Raw genomic sequence first — 17,949 nt, forward strand, 5'->3', positions numbered from 1 at the left:
CAATCTCCTTTGCTAGCGGTGCAGCTCGACCGGCTCTGCTACTGGCTGGCCCTGCCCTGCGCGCGGCTTGCACCACAGCAGGTAGGACGCCACCAGGAACACCACCCATATCACGCCGACGATCAATGCCGCCTGGGTATCCGGGAAGTAGCCGAGCACGCCAAAGATGAACACCATGAACGCAATGGCCATGGCTGGGCCATAAGGCCAGAAGGGTACCGGGAACTTGAGCTGGGCCACTTCTTCACGGCTCATGCTGCGGCGCATGGCCACCTGGGTGAGCAGGATCATCAGCCACACCCAGACGGTGGCGAAGGTGGCGATCGAAGCGATCAGCAGGAACACGTTCTCGGGGATCAGGTAGTTGAGCAACACGCCGATCAGCAGCGCAGCGCCCATCACCACCACGGTCATCCACGGCACGCCGTGTTTCGACAGCTTGCCGAAGCTGCGTGGCGCATGGCCTTGCTGGGCCAGGCCATACATCATGCGGCCTGCGCCAAAGATGTCACTGTTGATGGCAGAGATCGCGGCAGAAATCACCACCACGTTCAGCACTGCGGCGGCAGAGCCAATCCCCAGGTGGCTGAAGATCTGCACGAACGGGCTACCTTCGCTGCCGATCTGCGGCCACGGGTACAGGCACATCAGCACAAACAGGGTGAGCACATAGAACAGCAGGATGCGCAGCGGCACGGCGTTGATTGCCTTGGGGATAACACGCTGCGGGTCCTTGGCCTCACCGGCAGTGACACCAATGATCTCGATACCGCCAAAGGCGAACATCACCACGGCAAAGGAGGCAATCAGCCCGCCCACGCCATTGGGCATGAAGCCACCGTGGTCGAACAGGTTGCTTATCCCCACGGCATGCCCGGTACCGACCTGGCTGAAGCCGAAGGCCATGATGCCGAGGCCGGCCAGGATCATCGCGACGATGGCGCCGACCTTGAGCAGCGACAGCCAGAATTCCATCTCGCCAAAGACCTTGACGTTGCACAGGTTGAGGCCGCCGATGACGAAGACGATGCCCAGCACCCAGACCCAGCGGGCTACCTCCGGGAACCAGAAGCCCATGTAGATACCGAAGGCGGTAACGTCGGCGATGGCGACGATGACCATCTCGAAAGCGTAGGTCCAGCCGAGGATAAAGCCGGCCATGGGGCCGAGGTAGGTGCTGGCGTAGTGGCCAAAGGAGCCGGCCACCGGGTTGTGTACGGCCATTTCGCCGAGGGCGCGCATGACCATGAACACGGCGGCGCCGCCGATCAGGTAGGCCAGCAGCACGGCCGGGCCGGCCATCTGGATGGCCGAGGCCGATCCGTAGAACAGCCCGGTACCGATGGCGGAACCGAGGGCCATGAAACGGATGTGGCGGGCACTTAGCCCGCGCTTGAGACCTTGAGCTTGTTGCATGTCACGTCCTTAAATTGTTTTTGTGGTCGTGAGATCAGGGGGGCGCCATGCAACCCCATCGCGAGCAAGCTCGCTCCTACAAGGGAACGCGTTGCCTTTGTAGGAGCGAGCTTGCTCGCGATGGGCCGCAACGCGGCCCTAGGGGCATTACAGGCTTGGCAGTACACCCGCCGGCAGCAAACCGGTCAGACTACCCTTGGCCAACAGTTCCACAGCCTTTTCGATGTCTGGTGCAAAGAAACGGTCACGGTCATAGTGCGGCACTTCGCTACGCAGCGCCTGGCGCGCTTGCTCCAGCTTGGCGGAAGTTTTCAGGCCTTTGCGCAGGTCCAGGCCCTGGCAGGCGCCCAGCCATTCGATGGCCAGCACGCCACGGGTGTTTTCGGCCATTTCCCACAGGCGCTTGCCGGCAGCCGGGGCCATCGACACGTGGTCTTCCTGGTTGGCCGAGGTCGGCAGGCTGTCCACGCTGTGCGGGTGCGACAGGGCCTTGTTCTCGCTGGCGAGAGCGGCAGCGGTAACCTGCGCGATCATGAAGCCGGAGTTGACGCCACCGTTTTCCACCAGGAACGGCGGCAGCTGGGACATGTGCTTGTCCATCATCAGCGAGATGCGGCGCTCACTGAGCGAACCGATTTCGGCGATGGCCAAGGCCAGGTTGTCGGCGGCCATGGCCACCGGTTCGGCGTGGAAGTTGCCGCCGGAAATCACGTCACCTTCGGCAGCGAACACCAGCGGGTTGTCGGACACGGCGTTGGCTTCAATGCCCAGCACCTCGGCGGCCTGGCGCAGCTGGGTCAGGCACGCGCCCATGACCTGCGGCTGGCAGCGCAGCGAGTACGGGTCCTGAACCTTGTCGCAGTTCTTGTGCGACAACGACACTTCGCTGGCTTCGCCCAGCAGGTCGCGGAAGCAGGCGGCGGTGTCGATCTGGCCGCGCTGGCCACGCGCTTCGTGAATACGCGCATCGAACGGCGAACGCGAGCCCAATACGGCCTCGACGCTGAGGCCGCCGCAGGCGATGGCCGCCGCGTACAAGTCTTCGGCATGGAACAGGCCGCGCAGGGCATAGGCGGTGGACGCCTGGGTGCCATTGAGCAGGGCCAGGCCTTCTTTTGCAGCCAGGGTCAGCGGTTCGAGCCCGGCAACTGCCAGGGCTTCGGTGGCCGACAGCCACTGGCCCTTGTAACGGGCTTTGCCTTCGCCCAGCAGCACCAGTGACATATGTGCCAGGGGCGCCAGGTCACCGGAAGCACCCACCGAGCCTTTCAGCGGGATGTGCGGGTAGACTTCGGCGTTGACCAGGGTGATCAACGCGTCGATGACTTTGCGACGAATGCCGGAGAAGCCACGGCTGAGGCTGTTGATTTTCAGCACCATGATCAACCGCACCAGGTCGTCATCCAGCGGCGCGCCGATACCGGCGGCGTGGGACAGCACCAGCGAGCGCTGCAGGTTTTCCAGATCGTGGCTGGCGATGCGGGTCGAGGCCAGCAGGCCGAAACCGGTGTTGATCCCGTAGGCGGTGCGGTCTTCGGCAATGATCTGCTCGACACAAGCGACGCTGGCGTCAATGGCCGGCGCGGCGCTGGCATCCAGTTGCAGGCGCACAGGCGCGGCATGGATCGCGCGCAGCTGGGCCAGGGTCAGGGTGCCGGGCTTGAGGGTGAGTTCGGTCACGTTACTACTCCAAATCGCGTGGAGCCGCAGGCCCGTTCGTGGGTGCCTGCGCGCTCCTTCTTGTTGTTCAGTATCACCCCTGGCGGGGTGCGATCCAAAGCGTGGCAATCAGCCAGTGATCATCGGCAGGTCCAGGCCCTGCTCCTTGGCGCAGTCGATGGCGATGTCATAACCGGCATCGGCGTGGCGCATGACGCCAGTCCCTGGGTCGTTGGTCAGTACACGGGCGATGCGCTCGGCGGCTTCATCGGTGCCGTCGCAGACGATGACCATGCCCGAGTGCTGCGAGAAGCCCATGCCCACGCCACCACCATGGTGCAGCGACACCCAGGTAGCGCCGCCTGCGGTGTTCAGCAGGGCGTTGAGCAGCGGCCAGTCGGACACAGCGTCCGAGCCATCACGCATGGCTTCGGTTTCGCGGTTGGGGCTGGAGACCGAACCCGAGTCCAGGTGGTCACGGCCGATCACGACCGGCGCCGACAGCTCGCCGCTGCGGACCATTTCGTTGAAAGCCAGGCCCAACTTGGCGCGCAGGCCCAGGCCAACCCAGCAGATACGTGCTGGCAGGCCCTGGAAGCTGATGCGCTCGCGGGCCATGTCCAGCCAGCGGTGCAGGTGGGCGTCGTCGGGGATCAGTTCCTTGACCTTGGCGTCGGTCTTGTAGATGTCCTCGGCCTCGCCAGACAGCGCCGCCCAGCGGAACGGGCCTACGCCGCGGCAGAACAGGGGACGGATATAGGCAGGGACGAAGCCCGGGAAGTCGAAGGCATTGGCCACGCCCTCTTCCTTGGCCATCTGGCGGATGTTGTTGCCATAGTCGAAGGTCGGGACACCCTGCTTCTGGAAGTCCAGCATAGCCTGCACGTGCACAGCCATCGACTGCTTGGCCGCCTTGACCACAGCAGCAGGTTCGGTCTGCGCGCGGTCGCGGTACTGTTCCCAGGTCCAGCCCGCAGGCAGGTAGCCGTTCAGAGGGTCGTGGGCGCTGGTCTGGTCGGTGACCATGTCGGGGCGTACGCCACGCTTGACCAGCTCTGGCAGGATTTCGGCGGCGTTGCCATGCAGGGCGATGGAAATGGCCTTGCCTTCGCCGGTGTATTTGGCGATACGCGCCAGAGCGTCGTCGAGATCAGTGGCCTGCTCGTCGACGTAGCGGGTTTCCAGGCGGAAGTCGATGCGGCTCTGCTGGCATTCGATGTTCAGCGAGCAGGCGCCGGCCAGGGTAGCCGCCAATGGCTGGGCGCCGCCCATGCCGCCGAGGCCTGCGGTGAGTACCCACTTGCCTTTCAGGCTGCCACCGTAGTGCTGGCGACCGGCTTCGACGAAGGTTTCATAAGTGCCCTGGACGATGCCCTGGCTGCCGATGTAGATCCAGCTGCCGGCGGTCATCTGGCCGTACATGGCCAGGCCTTTGGCGTCCAGTTCGTTGAAGTGCTCCCAGTTGGCCCAGTGCGGCACCAGGTTGGAGTTGGCAATCAGCACGCGCGGGGCATTGCTGTGGGTCTTGAACACGCCGACCGGCTTGCCCGACTGCACCAGCAGGGTTTCGTCGTCTTCCAGGCGGGTCAGGGTTTCGACGATCTTGTCGTAGCATTCCCAGTTACGCGCGGCGCGGCCGATACCGCCGTACACCACCAGTTCTTTCGGGTTTTCCGCAACCTGTGGGTCGAGGTTGTTCATCAGCATGCGCAGTGGCGCTTCGGTCAGCCAGCTTTTGGCGGTCAGCTTGTTGCCACGTGGGGCACGGATTTCAACGTCACGGTATTTGTTGTTGTCGGTCACGGGAAAGGTCCTCTGCGGTCGTCCGCGGGCGGGTATGTCGTGGTCAATATACAAACACACCTTTACTTGTATGTACAAGCATGGACAACCAAAATAATTGGACCTTGCCGTTCCTGGCTTGAGTTGTGTGGCGGCGCATAGATCGAGCGCCGCCCGCGCGGCGCTTCGCGGGGCAAGCCCGCTCCCACATCTGTTTCGGGCCAATCATTCCTGAGTCAGGTGGGTTGCAGCCTTGGTGCATGGCTGCAAATCGGGGAGCTGCCCTTGTGCAACCCTGGATATCAAACAAAACATACAGGGCGGGCAGCAGTGACTTCCCAGGAGAAACCGGCCCGAAACAAATGTGGGAGCGGGCTTGCCCCGCGAAGCGCCGCGCGGGCGGCGCTCGATCTCACAGGCGATGAAAATGTATCGCCAAGCCCATCAGCGAGAAATGAGCTCAATCAAGCAAAACCGCCCCTGTACCTCCAACCCAAGCAACTCATCGTTGCCCTCCAGGCGCAGGCAGTCATACAACCCCAACCGCTGCACCTCACGCCCCGCCATGGTCACTTCCACGTGGCTGCTGGCAGCAAACAACAGCACCGTCGACGCCGAGCTGTACAAGCGGCTTGTGCCATCGAACCACTGCAACCGCGCCCGGTACCGCTGCGGTGCATAGATCAGGTTGAAATCGCGGATCGCCCCACCCAGCAGCTTGCAGCTGACCTGGCTCTCACCGCCGAAGGCAAAGGCATCGAACGGCAGCAACGGCCGGCTGGGTTGGTCATCGACCAACAGCCGCATGCCATCGCCCTGCAGCACTGTGATGATCCGCTGGTAACCGGCGAAGGTGGAAAAGCCGCCAGACTCTTCGATATCGGCAATCGACAGGCGCCAGCCAAAACCGTCCAGGCCCTCACCACTGTCGCGGGTGATCTCTTCGGTGAAACCGCCACCGTTCTTCCACGGCATGCGCGGGTAATCCTGCGCGCGCAACAACTGCAACTGGCTCATTTGCTGAAACGTCCTTCCAGGCGATGACGGGAACCGGGGTGGATCAGCCGTGCCGCGGTCACCGGCTGGCGACCGGACCAGGTACGGCGGCGAATCAGCAGGCATGGTTCGCCCCGCTCGATCTGCAGCAGGCGACATTCTTCCGGCTCTGCCAGGATGGCTTCGACCACGTGCTCACCCTCGGTCAGCGGCGCTACCTGGGACAGGTAGGCATATGGCGTCTGCCGGGTGAAATCCTGCTTGAGGTAGTCGGGTGCGATCGCGGCGTTGACGTAGCGGTCCTCGATCTGCACCGGCACACCGTTCTCGAAATGCACGATCAGCGAGTGGAACACTCGCTGGCCTTCGCGCATGTCCAGGGCCAGGGCCCGTTCGGAACCGGCTGCTTCCTCGGTGAGCGTGATCACCTGGCAGCTATGCTGATGGCCGCGTGCGGCAATTTCATCGGCAATGTTGTTGACTTCGAACAACGCCGAACGGCCCTTGGGCTCGGCTACGAAAGTGCCAACCCCTTGCATGCGCACCAGCAGGCCTTCGGCCGTGAGTTCGCGCAGGGCACGGTTGATGGTCATGCGGCTGAAACCCAGTTCGTTGACCAGTTCACTCTCCGAGGGCACCCGGTGATGGGGTGGCCAGCTGCCGTTGTCGATCTGCTGGATGATCATCTGTTTGACCCGGGCGTACAGCGGCGCCGGGCCCTCGCCCATCTGGGCAACCAGCGCGGAGACAGGAGGTGTCGGCACGGCGTTGGATCCTTGTGCGTATGGAATGAGCGGTAGCTTGCCGCAGTTTACCCGGCAGGCAAACGCCTGTATATGTATATACAAGTTAACAATAACAGGATTTCACCGATGTCCGCCTATTTCGCCGAACGCGCCCTGCTACCTACGGGCTGGGCCCGCCATGTCCGTATCGAGGTCGCCAGCGATGGCCATGTGACCCGCATCGAGCCGGGCGCTTCGGCCGAAGGCGCCGAGCGCCTGGCAGGTCCGTTGCTGCCCGGTATGCCCAACTTGCACTCACATGCCTTCCAGCGTGCCATGGCGGGCTTGGCGGAAGTCGCCGGCAACCCCAACGACAGCTTCTGGACCTGGCGCGACCTGATGTACCGCCTGGTCGGGCAGATCACCCCGGACCAGTTGCAGGTCATCGCCCGCCAGCTGTATATCGAAATGCTCAAGGCCGGCTACACCTCGGTGGCCGAATTCCATTACGTACACCACGACCAGGCAGGCACGGCCTACGCCGACCCGGCCGAGCTGTCCCGCCGCATCAGCACGGCCGCGGCCGACAGTGGCATTGGCCTGACCCTGTTGCCGGTGCTGTACAGCTACGCCGGGTTCGGCGGCCAGGCACCGAACGACGGGCAGCGGCGCTTCATCAACACCACCGAACAGTACCTGCAACTGCAAACGCAACTGGCCCCGCTGCTGGCCGCGCAACCTGCGCAGCAACTGGGCCTGTGCTTCCACTCGCTGCGTGCGGTGACGCCGGGGCAGATCGCCGAAGTGCTGGCGGCCAGCGACAAACAATGCCCGGTGCATATCCATATCGCCGAGCAGCAGAAGGAGGTGAACGACTGCCTGGCCTGGAGCGGCCTGCGCCCGCTGCAATGGTTGTACGAGCATGTGGATGTGGACCGTCGCTGGTGCCTGGTGCATGCCACCCATGCCGAGCCGGATGAAGTCACCGCCATGGCCCGCAGTGGCGCGGTGGCCGGGTTGTGCCTGACCACCGAGGCCAACCTGGGCGACGGGATTTTCCCGGCGGTGGACTTCCTGGCCCAGGGCGGGCACATGGGCATCGGCTCGGACAGCCATGTGTCACTAAGCGTGGTGGAAGAACTGCGCTGGCTGGAATATGGCCAGCGGCTGCGGGACCAGCGACGCAACCGCTTGTACCGTGGCGACCAGCCGATGGTCGGGCGCACGCTGTACGACGCCGCGCTGGCGGGCGGTGCACAGGCACTGGGGCAAGCGGTCGGGGAACTGGCCGTGGGCAAGCGCGCCGACTGGCTGGTACTTGATGGGCAGGACCCTTACATCGCCATGGCGGATGGCGATGCCATTCTCAACCGCTGGCTGTTTGCTGGCGGGGATCGCCAGGTGCGCGATGTGATGGTGAATGGGCAATGGGTGGTGCGCCAGGGGCGGCATGCGCACGAACAGGAAAGCGCGCAGGCGTTTGCCGGGGTGCTGCGGCAGCTCTTGGGGTGAGCGTATTGGGGCTGCTTTGCAGCCCTTTCGCGGCACAAGGCCGCTCCTACAGGGGAACGCGTATCCCTGTAGGAGCGGCCTTGTGCCGCGAAAGGGCCGCAAAGCGGCCCCAAAAATCAGTGCATTTTTACGATTTGCTGATCGGACGCCCGCCAGATAAGCCGGCTGGTGTCATACCCCTGCTGGCGTGCCTTGGCCAGCAGGTGCTCGCGCTCCCAGGCCGGCAACGTCGGCGTGCGTGACAGTATCCACAGGTACTTGCGGTCCGGGCTGCCGACCACTGCCGTGCGGTAGCGATCGTCCACGTACAGAATCCAGTATTCGCCCCGCGCCACGCCAGGCACCAGCTTGGTGAACCAGTTATCGAACTCTACCCACAGCTTGTCGGTGTGCCCCGGCTCCTGGATGCTTGCGTGCCCCTCGGCACGCAGCCACTCATCACCCATGGTGCGGCAGCGGTTGAGCACACCAAACGTGCCATCAGGCTTGAGGTTGTAATGCGCCTCGGACTGCTCGCAGCCGGTCTGGTAGCGCATGGGCAGGCGCGCCAGCTCGAACCATTTGCCCTGGTAGCGCTTGAGGTCGACGTTGCCAGCGGTCTTCGGCGCCAGCGGGTCGTGCACGGAGCCTGCACAACCGCCCAGCAGCAATGCCAGGCATACCCCCATCAGCAGGTACAGACGCCTCATTTGAGGCCCTGCCCTGAATACATCAGCACCTTGTCAGCCGCGTACTGCACGCTGATGAAGCTCTTCTCGTCCCCCCAGGTGCAGCTGCTCATGCCCAGCGCGCCAGAGCACTCGGTCGGCGTACCGAGCAACTGCTCGACCTCGGCCTTGTTCATACCGGCCTTGATCTTGGAATAGTTTTCCTGGTTGATCTTGCTGCAGGCAGTCAGGACGACGCACAGCGACAACAGGGCGAGGGAACGCAACGACATGAAGGACACTCCTGAAGAGGGGAAACAGGCGAGTGGCCTGCAGTGACCTTCGACGGGAAAATCCCTCCCAGGTTCCCTGCCCTACCCACTTTACCCCTACACCATTGGTCGGATGGCCACTACTGTGCGATTAATCACAAAGCATTAATCACTTCCCAATAAAAAGGCCGCACCCTTGCAGGTGCGGCCTCGCATCGCGATGGCCTGCGCAGCAGGCCCCGTGGGCATCAGAACCTGGACCCAGGCTCCAGCAAAAAGTCCATCTCTTCGCTGGTGCTTGGCCGCTCAAGCACCAGGTTGCGGTGCGGGAAGCGGCCAAACCGGGCAATCACCCGCTGGTGCTGCTCGGCATAGTCCAGGAAGCCTTCGAACAGCCGCCGGCTGGCTTCGGGCTGCTCGTCCAGCAACAACTGATAGCGCTCGACACACAGGTTCTGCCAGTCCAGCACCTCGGCATGCTCCAGCACCAGCAGCACGAACACACGCTGTATCGGCAGCAACTGGTAGTCCCAGCCCTTCTGCAGGCCCTGCATCGCCACCACCTGGGCGCGCCGGTCGCCCTCGAAGGCGCGCGGCGTGTCGCGGTAGATCATGCGCGGCAACTGGTCCAGCAAGATCAACAGGCCCAGCCAGCCCTGCGGGCTTTGCTGCCATTCATCGAGCCCGCCCGCCAAGGCGTGCTCGACCAGGTCGCCAAACAGCGCATGGGCATCGGCATCGTGGTGCTTGCCGAACCACAGCGTGCTCTTCTCGTCAGCCACGGCCTGGGCACTGGTGCCCCAACCGAACCACCATTCCAGCAACGGCTGCCAAGGTGCGAGCATGACTTACTCCTTGTGGTAGGCGGTGACGCGCTCTACTTCTTCCTTCGAGCCAAGGATCACCGACACGCGCTGGTGCAGGCTCTCTGGCTTGATGTCGAGGATGCGATCGTAACCGTTGGTAGAGGCGCCGCCTGCCTGTTCGATAATGAACGACATCGGGTTGGCTTCGTACATCAGGCGCAGCTTGCCCGGCTTGCTTGGCTCGCGGGCGTCACGTGGGTACATGAACAGACCGCCACGGGTCAGGATGCGGTGCACATCGGCCACCATCGAGGCGATCCAGCGCATGTTGTAGTTCTTTTTCAGCGGGCCGGTTTCGCCGGCCAGCAGTTCGCCCACGTAGCGTTGTACCGGGGCTTCCCAGTGACGCTGGTTGGACATGTTGATGGCGAATTCGGCGGTGGTTGCCGGCACCTGGATGTTTTCGTGGGTCAGGACGAAGCTGCCCAGTTCACGGTCCAGGGTGAAGCCCTTGACGCCGTTGCCCAAGGTCAGGATCAGCATGGTCTGCGGGCCGTAGATGGCGTAACCGGCGGCGACCTGCTCGGTGCCTGGCTGCAGGAAGGCTTCTTCGTTGAGGCTTTCGTTCTGGCTCAGGTACTGGTTAGGGCAACGCAGCACCGAGAAGATGGTACCGACCGAGACGTTGACGTCGATGTTCGACGAACCGTCCAATGGGTCGAAGACCAGCAGGTACGCACCTTTCGGGTACTTGCCCGGAATCTGGTAGGCGTTGTCCATTTCTTCGGAGGCCATGCCGGCCAGGTGGCCGCCCCACTCGTTGGCTTCCAGCAGGATATCGTTGGAAATCACGTCCAGTTTCTTCTGGACTTCGCCCTGCACGTTTTCAGTGCCCATGCTGCCCAGCACGCCACCGAGGGCGCCTTTGGACACGTGATGGCTGATTTCCTTGCACGCACGCGCCACCACTTCGATCAGGAAGCGCAGATCGGCAGGGGTATTGTTGCTGCGGGTCTGCTCAATCAGATAGCGACTCAGGGTAACGCGGGACATGTATGGCTCCGAAAGGATTGTGGGAGTAAAAACCCCCGCAGTTTACAGGGAGAGTGGCAGGCTAGCGAGCAATGAGACTCGCCACGGCTCTCAGACGGCACAATAGGTCGCTAGTTCAGCCTGCGCCAGGCCGGCTGTCGAGTGAAGCTGCTTTACAGTCCAATCGCGGGGCAAGCCCGCTCCCACAGGTTTGCGCTGCCTTCAAGACAACGCAGATCCTGTGGGAGCGAGCTTGCCCCGCGAATGGGCCGCAACCCGGACCCACATGCTCAATCCAGTGCCTTCCAGATCTCGGTCGCATATTCGCGAATGGTCCGGTCCGACGAGAACCAGCCCATCCGCGCCGTGTTCAGCACGGCCATACGCCACCACTCCTGCGGTGTGTGCCACAGTTCTTCGACCCGCCGCTGGGCATCCCAGTAGGCATCGAAGTCGGCACACACCAGGAAGCGGTCATAGGCCACCAGCCCGTCGATCAACCCGGTATAGCGTGATGGGTCGTCTGGCGAGAACACACCACTGCGAATCGCCTGCAACACGTCGCTCAAGCGGTTGGAAGCGGCTATGGCGGCGTTTGCACCAAAATCACCGGCACGCTTGCGCGCCTCGACCTGCTGCGCAGTCAGGCCAAAGATGAACATGTTGTCGGCACCCACCTGTTCGCACATTTCCACGTTGGCACCGTCCAGGGTGCCGATGGTCAGCGCGCCGTTCAGGCCGAACTTCATGTTGCTGGTACCGGAGGCTTCATAACCTGCGGTGGAAATCTGCTCGGACAGGTCGGCCGCCGGGATGATGCTTTCGGCCAGGCTGACGTTGTAGTTAGGCAGGAACACCACCTTGAGCAGACCGCGCACGGTCGGGTCATTGTTCACCACCCGGGCAATGTCGTTGGCCAGCTTGATGATCAGCTTGGCCTGGTGGTAACTGGCCGCAGCCTTGCCGGCGAAGATCTTCACCCGCGGCACCCAGCTGGTGCCGGGATCGTTGCGAATGGCCTGATACAGCGCCACGGTGTGCAGCAGGTTGAGCAGCTGGCGCTTGTACTCGTGGATACGCTTGACCTGCACATCGAACAACGCTTCAGGGTTCACCGTGACACCAATGCGGTCCTGGATGATGCTGGCCAGGGCACGCTTGCTGTGCAGCCGTTGAGCAGCGAACTGCTTGCGGAAACTGGCCTTGTCGGCAAATGGCACCAGGCCAACCAGAAGCCCTTCAGGGTCGTCCTTGAGTTCCGGCCCGAGCGCTTCGACCAGCATCTCGGTCAGCTGAGGGTTTGACTGGTACAGCCAGCGGCGAAAGGTAATGCCGTTGGTCTTGTTGTTGATCCGTTGCGGGTAGAGCTTGTGCAGCTCGGAAAACACCGTGCTCTTCATCAGCTTGCTGTGCAGCGCGGACACACCGTTGACGCTGTGCGAGCCCAGAAACGCCAGGTTACCCATGCGCACCCGGCGCCCATTGTCTTCCTCGATCAGCGACACCGCGCGCAGCACGTCGAAATCGTGCAGGCCTTTGGCCCGCAATGCATCGATATGGTAGGCGTTGATCAGGTAGATGATCTGCATGTGCCGCGGCAGCATGCGCTCCATCAGGGCTACCGGCCAGGTTTCCAGGGCTTCGGGCAGCAGGGTGTGGTTGGTGTAGGCGAGCGTGCCAACGGTCAGTTCCCAGGCCTTGTCCCAGGGCACTTCATGCTGGTCCACCAGCAGCCGCATCAACTCGGCAACGGCAATCGAAGGGTGTGTGTCGTTGAGCTGGATGGCCGCCGCGTCGGGCAGGTTGAGCAGGTCCTTGTGCATGTTCAGGTGACGGCGCAGCAAGTCCTGCAGCGAAGCCGACACAAAGAAGTACTCCTGACGCAGGCGCAGTTCCTGCCCCGCCTCGGTGCTGTCGGCCGGGTACAGCACGCGCGAAATGCTCTCGGCCCGCGCCACTTCGGCCACGGCCCCCAGGTGGTCACCGGCATTGAAGCGCTCCAGGTGCAGCTCTTCCAGCGCCCGCGCACGCCACAGGCGCAGTGTGTTGACGCTGGATCCACGCCAGCCGACCACGGGCGTGTCGTAGGCCACCGCCCGCACCGTTTCGCCCGGCGACCATACTTGCCGCTGGTTGCCACTGGCATCGTTGACGGTTTCGACACTGCCGCCGAAGCTGATCGGGTAGATCACCTCAGCACGCTCGAACTCCCAAGGGTTACCGAAGTCCAGCCAGTTTTCGGTCTGTTCCTGCTGCCAGCCATCGACTACAGCCTGACGGAACAACCCATGTTCGTAGCGAATGCCGTAACCATGGGCGGCGATGCCCAGGGTGGACATGCTTTCCATGAAGCACGCAGCCAGGCGGCCGAGACCCCCGTTACCCAGGGCGGCGTCGGGCTCGAGCAGGCGGATGCGCTCCAGGTCCACGTCCAGCCCTTCCAGCGCATCACGGGCGACGTCCAGCAGCCCCAGGTTGCTCAGGCTGTCGTACAGCAAGCGCCCGATTAGGAACTCGAGGGAGAGGTAATAGACCCGCTTCTGGCTACGACGATAGGCCAGGCGGGTGTGGTCCATCCAGTGGTCGACCATGTGGTCGCGCGCGGCCAGAGCGATGGCCTCGAACCAGTCGTGGTCGAACGCATGTTCCGGGTCCTTGCCGACCGCGTAGGTCAGCTTGTTCAGTACAGCGGCGCGAAATTCGGCCACCTCGGCGTCACGTGCTTTGGGTTCCTGAGACATGCGGCATCCTCTGGCAAGTTGACGAAAGCGGAGGGAGATTGATCAGACTAGACCCTTCGACAGGGAGTGACAGTGACTGTTCGCAGTTTTCATGCCGACTCTGCGAATCCGGCAAAAGGTTGTTCATAAATTGAGCAATTCCGGTATCATCGCGCGCCCCAAGACCGTGATCCACCCTATAAAGATGAAAACGACCCTGATCGCCGCCGCCGAAGTCGACCGCCTGGAGACTTGGCAGCGCTACGCCAGCCACATGTGCCACGGCTGCCATTCGACCTGCTGCACCCTGCCGGTAGAGGTGAAGATCAAGGATCTGATCCGTATCGGCGTGGTGGACGAGTTCGAGAAAGACGAACCCCCCAAAAACGTGGCTAAACGCTTGCAGAAGGAAGGCATCATCGAGCGCTTCAACCAGAAGTCAGGGATCTTCACCCTGACCCGGATGAGCAACGATGACTGCATGTATCTGGATCGTAAAAGCCGGCTGTGCACCATTTATGACAAGCGCCCGGATACCTGCCGCAACCACCCCAAGGTCGGGCCGCGGCCGGGGTATTGCGCCTATAAGCCCAAGGTGGTCGGGCGCTGATCGTCAGGCTTCAAGGGCCTCTTCGCGGGCAAGCCCGCAAAGGGGCCAACACAAATCCTGAAGGCATAAAAAAACGCCCCCGGCCTTTCAACCGGGGGCGTTTTCATTCAGCCAAAGCTAACTTAGCTGTTCTTGGCTTTCTTGGCAGCGCGGGTACGCTCGCTTTCGTCCAGGATCTTCTTGCGAAGACGGATGGACTTCGGCGTTACTTCGCACAGCTCGTCTTCCTGGATGTATTCCAGAGCCTGTTCCAGGGTGAAGCGAACAGGCGGAACCAGGGCGATGACTTCGTCTTTACCCGAAGCACGCATGTTGTCGAGCTTCTTGCCCTTGGTAGGGTTGACGCCCAGGTCGTTGTCGCGGCTGTTCTGGCCGATGATCTGACCGTTGTAGATCTCCTGACCGTGCTCGACAAACAGCTTGCCACGCGCCTGCAGGGTTTCCAGCGAGTAGGTCAGCGCCTTGCCGGTTTCGACCGAAACCAGTACGCCGTTCTGACGGCCGGACATGTGGCCGGACTTCACAGCGTCATAGCGGTCGAAGATCGAGGTCAGGATGCCTGCACCGTTGGTCAGGGTCAGGAACTGGTTACGGAAACCGATCAGACCACGCGCCGGGATGTTGTATTCCAGGCGAACACGGCCCTTGCCATCCGGGACCATGTTGGTCAGGTCGCCTTTACGCAGACCCATTTCTTCCATGACCTTGCCCTGGGATTCTTCAGGGATGTCGATGGTGACGTTTTCGAACGGCTCTTGCTTGACGCCGTCTACTTCACGAATGATTACTTCTGGGCGGCCCAGGGCCAGCTCGAAGCCTTCGCGACGCATGGTTTCGATCAGTACCGACAGGTGCAGCTCGCCACGGCCCGAGACCTTGAACTTGTCTGGGGAATCGGTTTCTTCAACGCGCAGGGCTACGTTGTACAGCAGCTCTTTGTCCAGACGGTCCTTGATGTTACGGCTGGTGACGAACTTGCCTTCCTTGCCGCAGAACGGCGAGTCGTTGACCTGGAAGGTCATCGAAACGGTTGGCTCGTCAACGGTCAGCGGCTTCATCGCCTCAACGGCGGTCGGGTCGCACAGGGTGTCGGAGATGAACAGCTCGTCGAAACCGCTGATGCAAACGATGTCGCCAGCCTGGGCTTCTTCAACGTCGACGCGGTGCAGGCCGTGGTGACCCATCAGCTTGAGGATACGGCCGTTACGCTTTTTGCCGTCAGCGTCGATGGCGACAACCGGGGTGTTCGGCTTGATGCGGCCACGGGCAATACGGCCAACGCCGATAACACCCAGGAAGCTGTTGTAGTCCAGTGCAGAGATCTGCATCTGGAACGGGCCGTCACGGTCAACAGCTGGCGCTGGAACGTGGTCGATGACAGCCTGGTACAGGGCAGTCATGTCTTCGCCCATTTCGGTGTGGTCCAGACCGGCAATGCCGTTCAGGGCCGAAGCGTAGACCACTTTGAAGTCCAGCTGCTCGTCGGTAGCGCCGAGGTTGTCGAACAGGTCGAAGATCTGGTCCAGAACCCAATCAGGACGCGCGCCCGGGCGGTCAACCTTGTTGATCACGACGATTGGCTTCAGGCCAGCTTCGAAAGCCTTCTTGGTTACGAAGCGGGTTTGCGGCATAGGGCCGTCTTGAGCGTCGACCAGCAGCAGCACGGAATCGACCATCGACATTACACGCTCAACCTCGCCACCGAAGTCGGCGTGGCCGGGGGTGTCGACGATGTTGATGTGGTAGCCGTTCCAGTTGATGGCGGTGTTTTTCGCCAGAATGGTAATACCGCGCTCTTTTTCCTGGTCGTTGGAGTCCATGACGCGCTCGTCGTTGAGCTCGTTACGCTCCAGAGTGCCGGACTGACGCAGGAGTTTGTCGACCAGGGTGGTTTTACCATGGTCAACGTGGGCGATGATGGCGATGTTACGCAGATTTTCGATCACAAGTGTATCTCGATCAGAGGATTCGGTTGCCGCCCAGTGTAGGCGGCCAATATGTACTGTTTAAGGCTCAGCGGGCCCGGTGGTCGGGAGGGCGATGGCGGATACTGCCGCCATACAGCCCCGGCGTCTTATGTCGGACGATAAACACGCACATTGGCATGTCCCTCACTGAGCAGATGGTGTGCGTGCAAACGGCTCATCACACCCTTGTCGCAATACAGCAAGTACTGGCGCGTGGGGTCCAGGTGCTTGAACTTGCTGTTGATGGCATAAAACGGCATGGCCTGGACTTCGATACCGTCCAGCACCAGGGGTTCGTCTTCCTGGGCATCGGGGTGACGAATGTCGATGACGATCTGGCCCGACAGCGCCTCGGCCACTTCCTCGATTTCGACATCCTTGCCCAGCTCGTCGATCACATGGTCGATGGAGATCAGCTTGGCGCGCTCCAGGGCGCGCTCCAGCACGGCCATGTCGAACTGCTTCTCTTCATGCTCCATGCGATGGCGCTTGGCGTGAGTGGTCGGGTTTACCGAAATCACGCCGCAGTATTCTGGCATGTGCTTGGCGAAGTCGGCGGTGCCGATTTCGGTGGCCTGGTCGATGATGTCCTGCTTGTGGCTGGCCAGCAGCGGGCGCAGCACCAGCTTGTCGGTGGCCGAGTCGATGATCGACAGGTTCGGCAGGGTCTGGCTGGACACCTGGGAAATGGCCTCGCCCGTGACCAGGGCATCGATTTCCAGGCGGTCAGCCATGTGCGCGGCACCGCGCAGCATCATGCGCTTGAGGGTCACGCCCATGTAGCTGTTGTCGACCTTGTTGAGGATCTCGCCGACCACTTCTTCGAACGGCACGCTGATGAACAGCACGCGCTGGCTGCTGCCGTACTTCTTCCACAGGTAGTGGGCCACTTCCATAACGCCCAGCTCGTGGGCACGGCCGCCAAGGTTGAAGAAGCAGAAGTGGGTCATCAGGCCACGGCGCATCATCTGGTAGGCTGCCACGGTGGAGTCGAAGCCACCGGACATCAGTACCAAGGTCTGCTCCAGGGCGCCCAGCGGGTAGCCGCCGATCCCCTGGTGCTGGTTGTGGATCACGTACAGGCGCTGGTTGCGGATTTCGATGCGCACCAGCACTTCAGGCTTCTTCAGCTCGATGCCGGCCGCGCCACACTGTTGGCGCAGCTGGCTGCCGACGTAACGGTCGACGTCCATCGAGGTGAAGTCATGGTGGCCCCCGCGCTTGCAGCGCACGGCAAAGTGCTTGCCGGCCAGCAGGTGGCCGAAGTGCTGCTTGCACTTGGCAACGATGTCATCGAAGTCACCCAGCGGGTATTCCTCTACCTGCAGGAAATGGGTGATACCCGGGGTGCAGGTGAGGCGTTCGATCATCTCGCGCTGGACTTTTTCGTCTTCGATGCGGGTGACCACTTCGAGATTGTCCCAGACACCATCGACCGCGAGCTCAGGATCGAGGTCCTTGAGCACGTTGCGGATGTTCTTGGCGAGCTGACGGATGAAGCGCTTGCGCACCGGCCGGCTCTTGATGGTGATTTCTGGGAAGACTTTGACGATAAGTTTCATTGGTTAACAGCGCGCGCAGGGCCTGCCGAAAATGTGGGGCGCGAATTATAGCGGAAACTGCTCAGGATTTGACCAACTTTTGTACAGAAGGTTGGATTTATATTGCCTGTACTGGCCTCCTCGCCGGCAAGCCAGCTCCCACAGGACTTCGGCGGGCCTCAAGACATGCGCCCTCTCAGTGGGAGCTGGCTTGCCGGCGATGAGGCCCTTAAAGGAAGCACACAGCCAACCAATGCACCCTAT

Annotated in this window: 14 protein-coding genes; 2 read left to right on the forward strand and 12 right to left on the reverse strand. The window is 62.0% G+C overall.

What is annotated here, in order from left to right:
- Positions 1-12: 12 nt before the first annotated feature.
- The 5 genes from hutT to hutC form a co-directional block, all read right to left on the reverse strand.
- The gene (gene hutT / locus OZ911_RS26810; RefSeq protein ID WP_023048799.1) at positions 13-1,416 is read right to left on the reverse strand and encodes an L-histidine transporter HutT; all 1,404 of its coding nucleotides are present in this window, start codon (positions 1,414-1,416) and stop codon (positions 13-15) included.
- A gap of 147 nt (positions 1,417-1,563) precedes the next feature.
- Positions 1,564-3,096, reverse strand: coding sequence for a histidine ammonia-lyase (hutH, locus tag OZ911_RS26815; protein WP_016489581.1), 1,533 nt, complete (start codon positions 3,094-3,096; stop codon positions 1,564-1,566).
- A gap of 108 nt (positions 3,097-3,204) precedes the next feature.
- Positions 3,205-4,878 carry a urocanate hydratase gene (gene hutU / locus OZ911_RS26820; protein WP_023048244.1) on the reverse strand — a complete coding sequence of 558 codons (1,674 nt, stop codon included), beginning with the start codon at positions 4,876-4,878 and terminating at the stop codon, positions 3,205-3,207.
- Positions 4,879-5,301: 423 nt separating this feature from the next.
- Positions 5,302-5,874 carry a HutD/Ves family protein gene (locus OZ911_RS26825; protein ID WP_016489583.1) on the reverse strand — a complete coding sequence of 191 codons (573 nt, stop codon included), beginning with the start codon at positions 5,872-5,874 and terminating at the stop codon, positions 5,302-5,304.
- Positions 5,871-6,581 carry a histidine utilization transcriptional repressor HutC gene (hutC, locus tag OZ911_RS26830; RefSeq protein ID WP_172455918.1) on the reverse strand — a complete coding sequence of 237 codons (711 nt, stop codon included), beginning with the start codon at positions 6,579-6,581 and terminating at the stop codon, positions 5,871-5,873. The genes OZ911_RS26825 and hutC overlap by 4 nt, the downstream gene beginning before the upstream one ends.
- A gap of 144 nt (positions 6,582-6,725) precedes the next feature.
- On the opposite strand from hutC, the gene OZ911_RS26835 reads away from it, so the two are divergent.
- Entirely contained in the window at positions 6,726-8,090 is a 1,365-nt protein-coding gene (locus tag OZ911_RS26835) for a formimidoylglutamate deiminase (RefSeq protein WP_023048245.1), read from the forward strand.
- 116 nt (positions 8,091-8,206) lie between these two features.
- Here OZ911_RS26835 and OZ911_RS26840 read toward each other — a convergent pair whose 3' ends face one another.
- The 5 genes from OZ911_RS26840 to OZ911_RS26860 form a co-directional block, all read right to left on the reverse strand.
- On the reverse strand, positions 8,207-8,779 hold the full coding sequence (locus OZ911_RS26840) for a lipocalin family protein (RefSeq protein ID WP_016489586.1): 573 nt from the start codon (positions 8,777-8,779) through the stop codon (positions 8,207-8,209).
- On the reverse strand, positions 8,776-9,030 hold the full coding sequence (gene bamE / locus OZ911_RS26845; protein ID WP_003249234.1) for an outer membrane protein assembly factor BamE domain-containing protein: 255 nt from the start codon (positions 9,028-9,030) through the stop codon (positions 8,776-8,778). The genes OZ911_RS26840 and bamE overlap by 4 nt, the downstream gene beginning before the upstream one ends.
- Positions 9,031-9,257: 227 nt before the next feature.
- Positions 9,258-9,854: a DUF924 family protein gene (locus tag OZ911_RS26850; RefSeq protein WP_016489587.1), complete on the reverse strand. Its 597-nt coding sequence runs from the start codon at positions 9,852-9,854 to the stop codon at positions 9,258-9,260.
- A gap of 3 nt (positions 9,855-9,857) precedes the next feature.
- Positions 9,858-10,868: a class 1 fructose-bisphosphatase gene (locus OZ911_RS26855; protein WP_012274595.1), complete on the reverse strand. Its 1,011-nt coding sequence runs from the start codon at positions 10,866-10,868 to the stop codon at positions 9,858-9,860.
- A 269-nt stretch (positions 10,869-11,137) separates the two neighbouring features.
- Positions 11,138-13,588: a glycogen/starch/alpha-glucan phosphorylase gene (locus OZ911_RS26860; RefSeq protein ID WP_016489588.1), complete on the reverse strand. Its 2,451-nt coding sequence runs from the start codon at positions 13,586-13,588 to the stop codon at positions 11,138-11,140.
- A 184-nt stretch (positions 13,589-13,772) separates the two neighbouring features.
- On the opposite strand from OZ911_RS26860, the gene OZ911_RS26865 reads away from it, so the two are divergent.
- Positions 13,773-14,177: a YkgJ family cysteine cluster protein gene (locus OZ911_RS26865; RefSeq protein ID WP_049870388.1), complete on the forward strand. Its 405-nt coding sequence runs from the start codon at positions 13,773-13,775 to the stop codon at positions 14,175-14,177.
- A 122-nt stretch (positions 14,178-14,299) separates the two neighbouring features.
- On the opposite strand, the gene typA is transcribed toward OZ911_RS26865, so the two are convergent.
- Entirely contained in the window at positions 14,300-16,123 is a 1,824-nt protein-coding gene (typA, locus tag OZ911_RS26870) for a translational GTPase TypA (protein WP_016489590.1), read from the reverse strand.
- Between the two features lie 128 nt (positions 16,124-16,251).
- Positions 16,252-17,706: a tRNA uracil 4-sulfurtransferase ThiI gene (gene thiI / locus OZ911_RS26875; RefSeq protein WP_016489591.1), complete on the reverse strand. Its 1,455-nt coding sequence runs from the start codon at positions 17,704-17,706 to the stop codon at positions 16,252-16,254.
- Positions 17,707-17,949: the final 243 nt, after the last annotated feature.

The sequence above is a fragment of the Pseudomonas fortuita genome (genome assembly GCF_026898135.2).
Classification (GTDB): domain Bacteria; phylum Pseudomonadota; class Gammaproteobacteria; order Pseudomonadales; family Pseudomonadaceae; genus Aquipseudomonas; species Aquipseudomonas fortuita.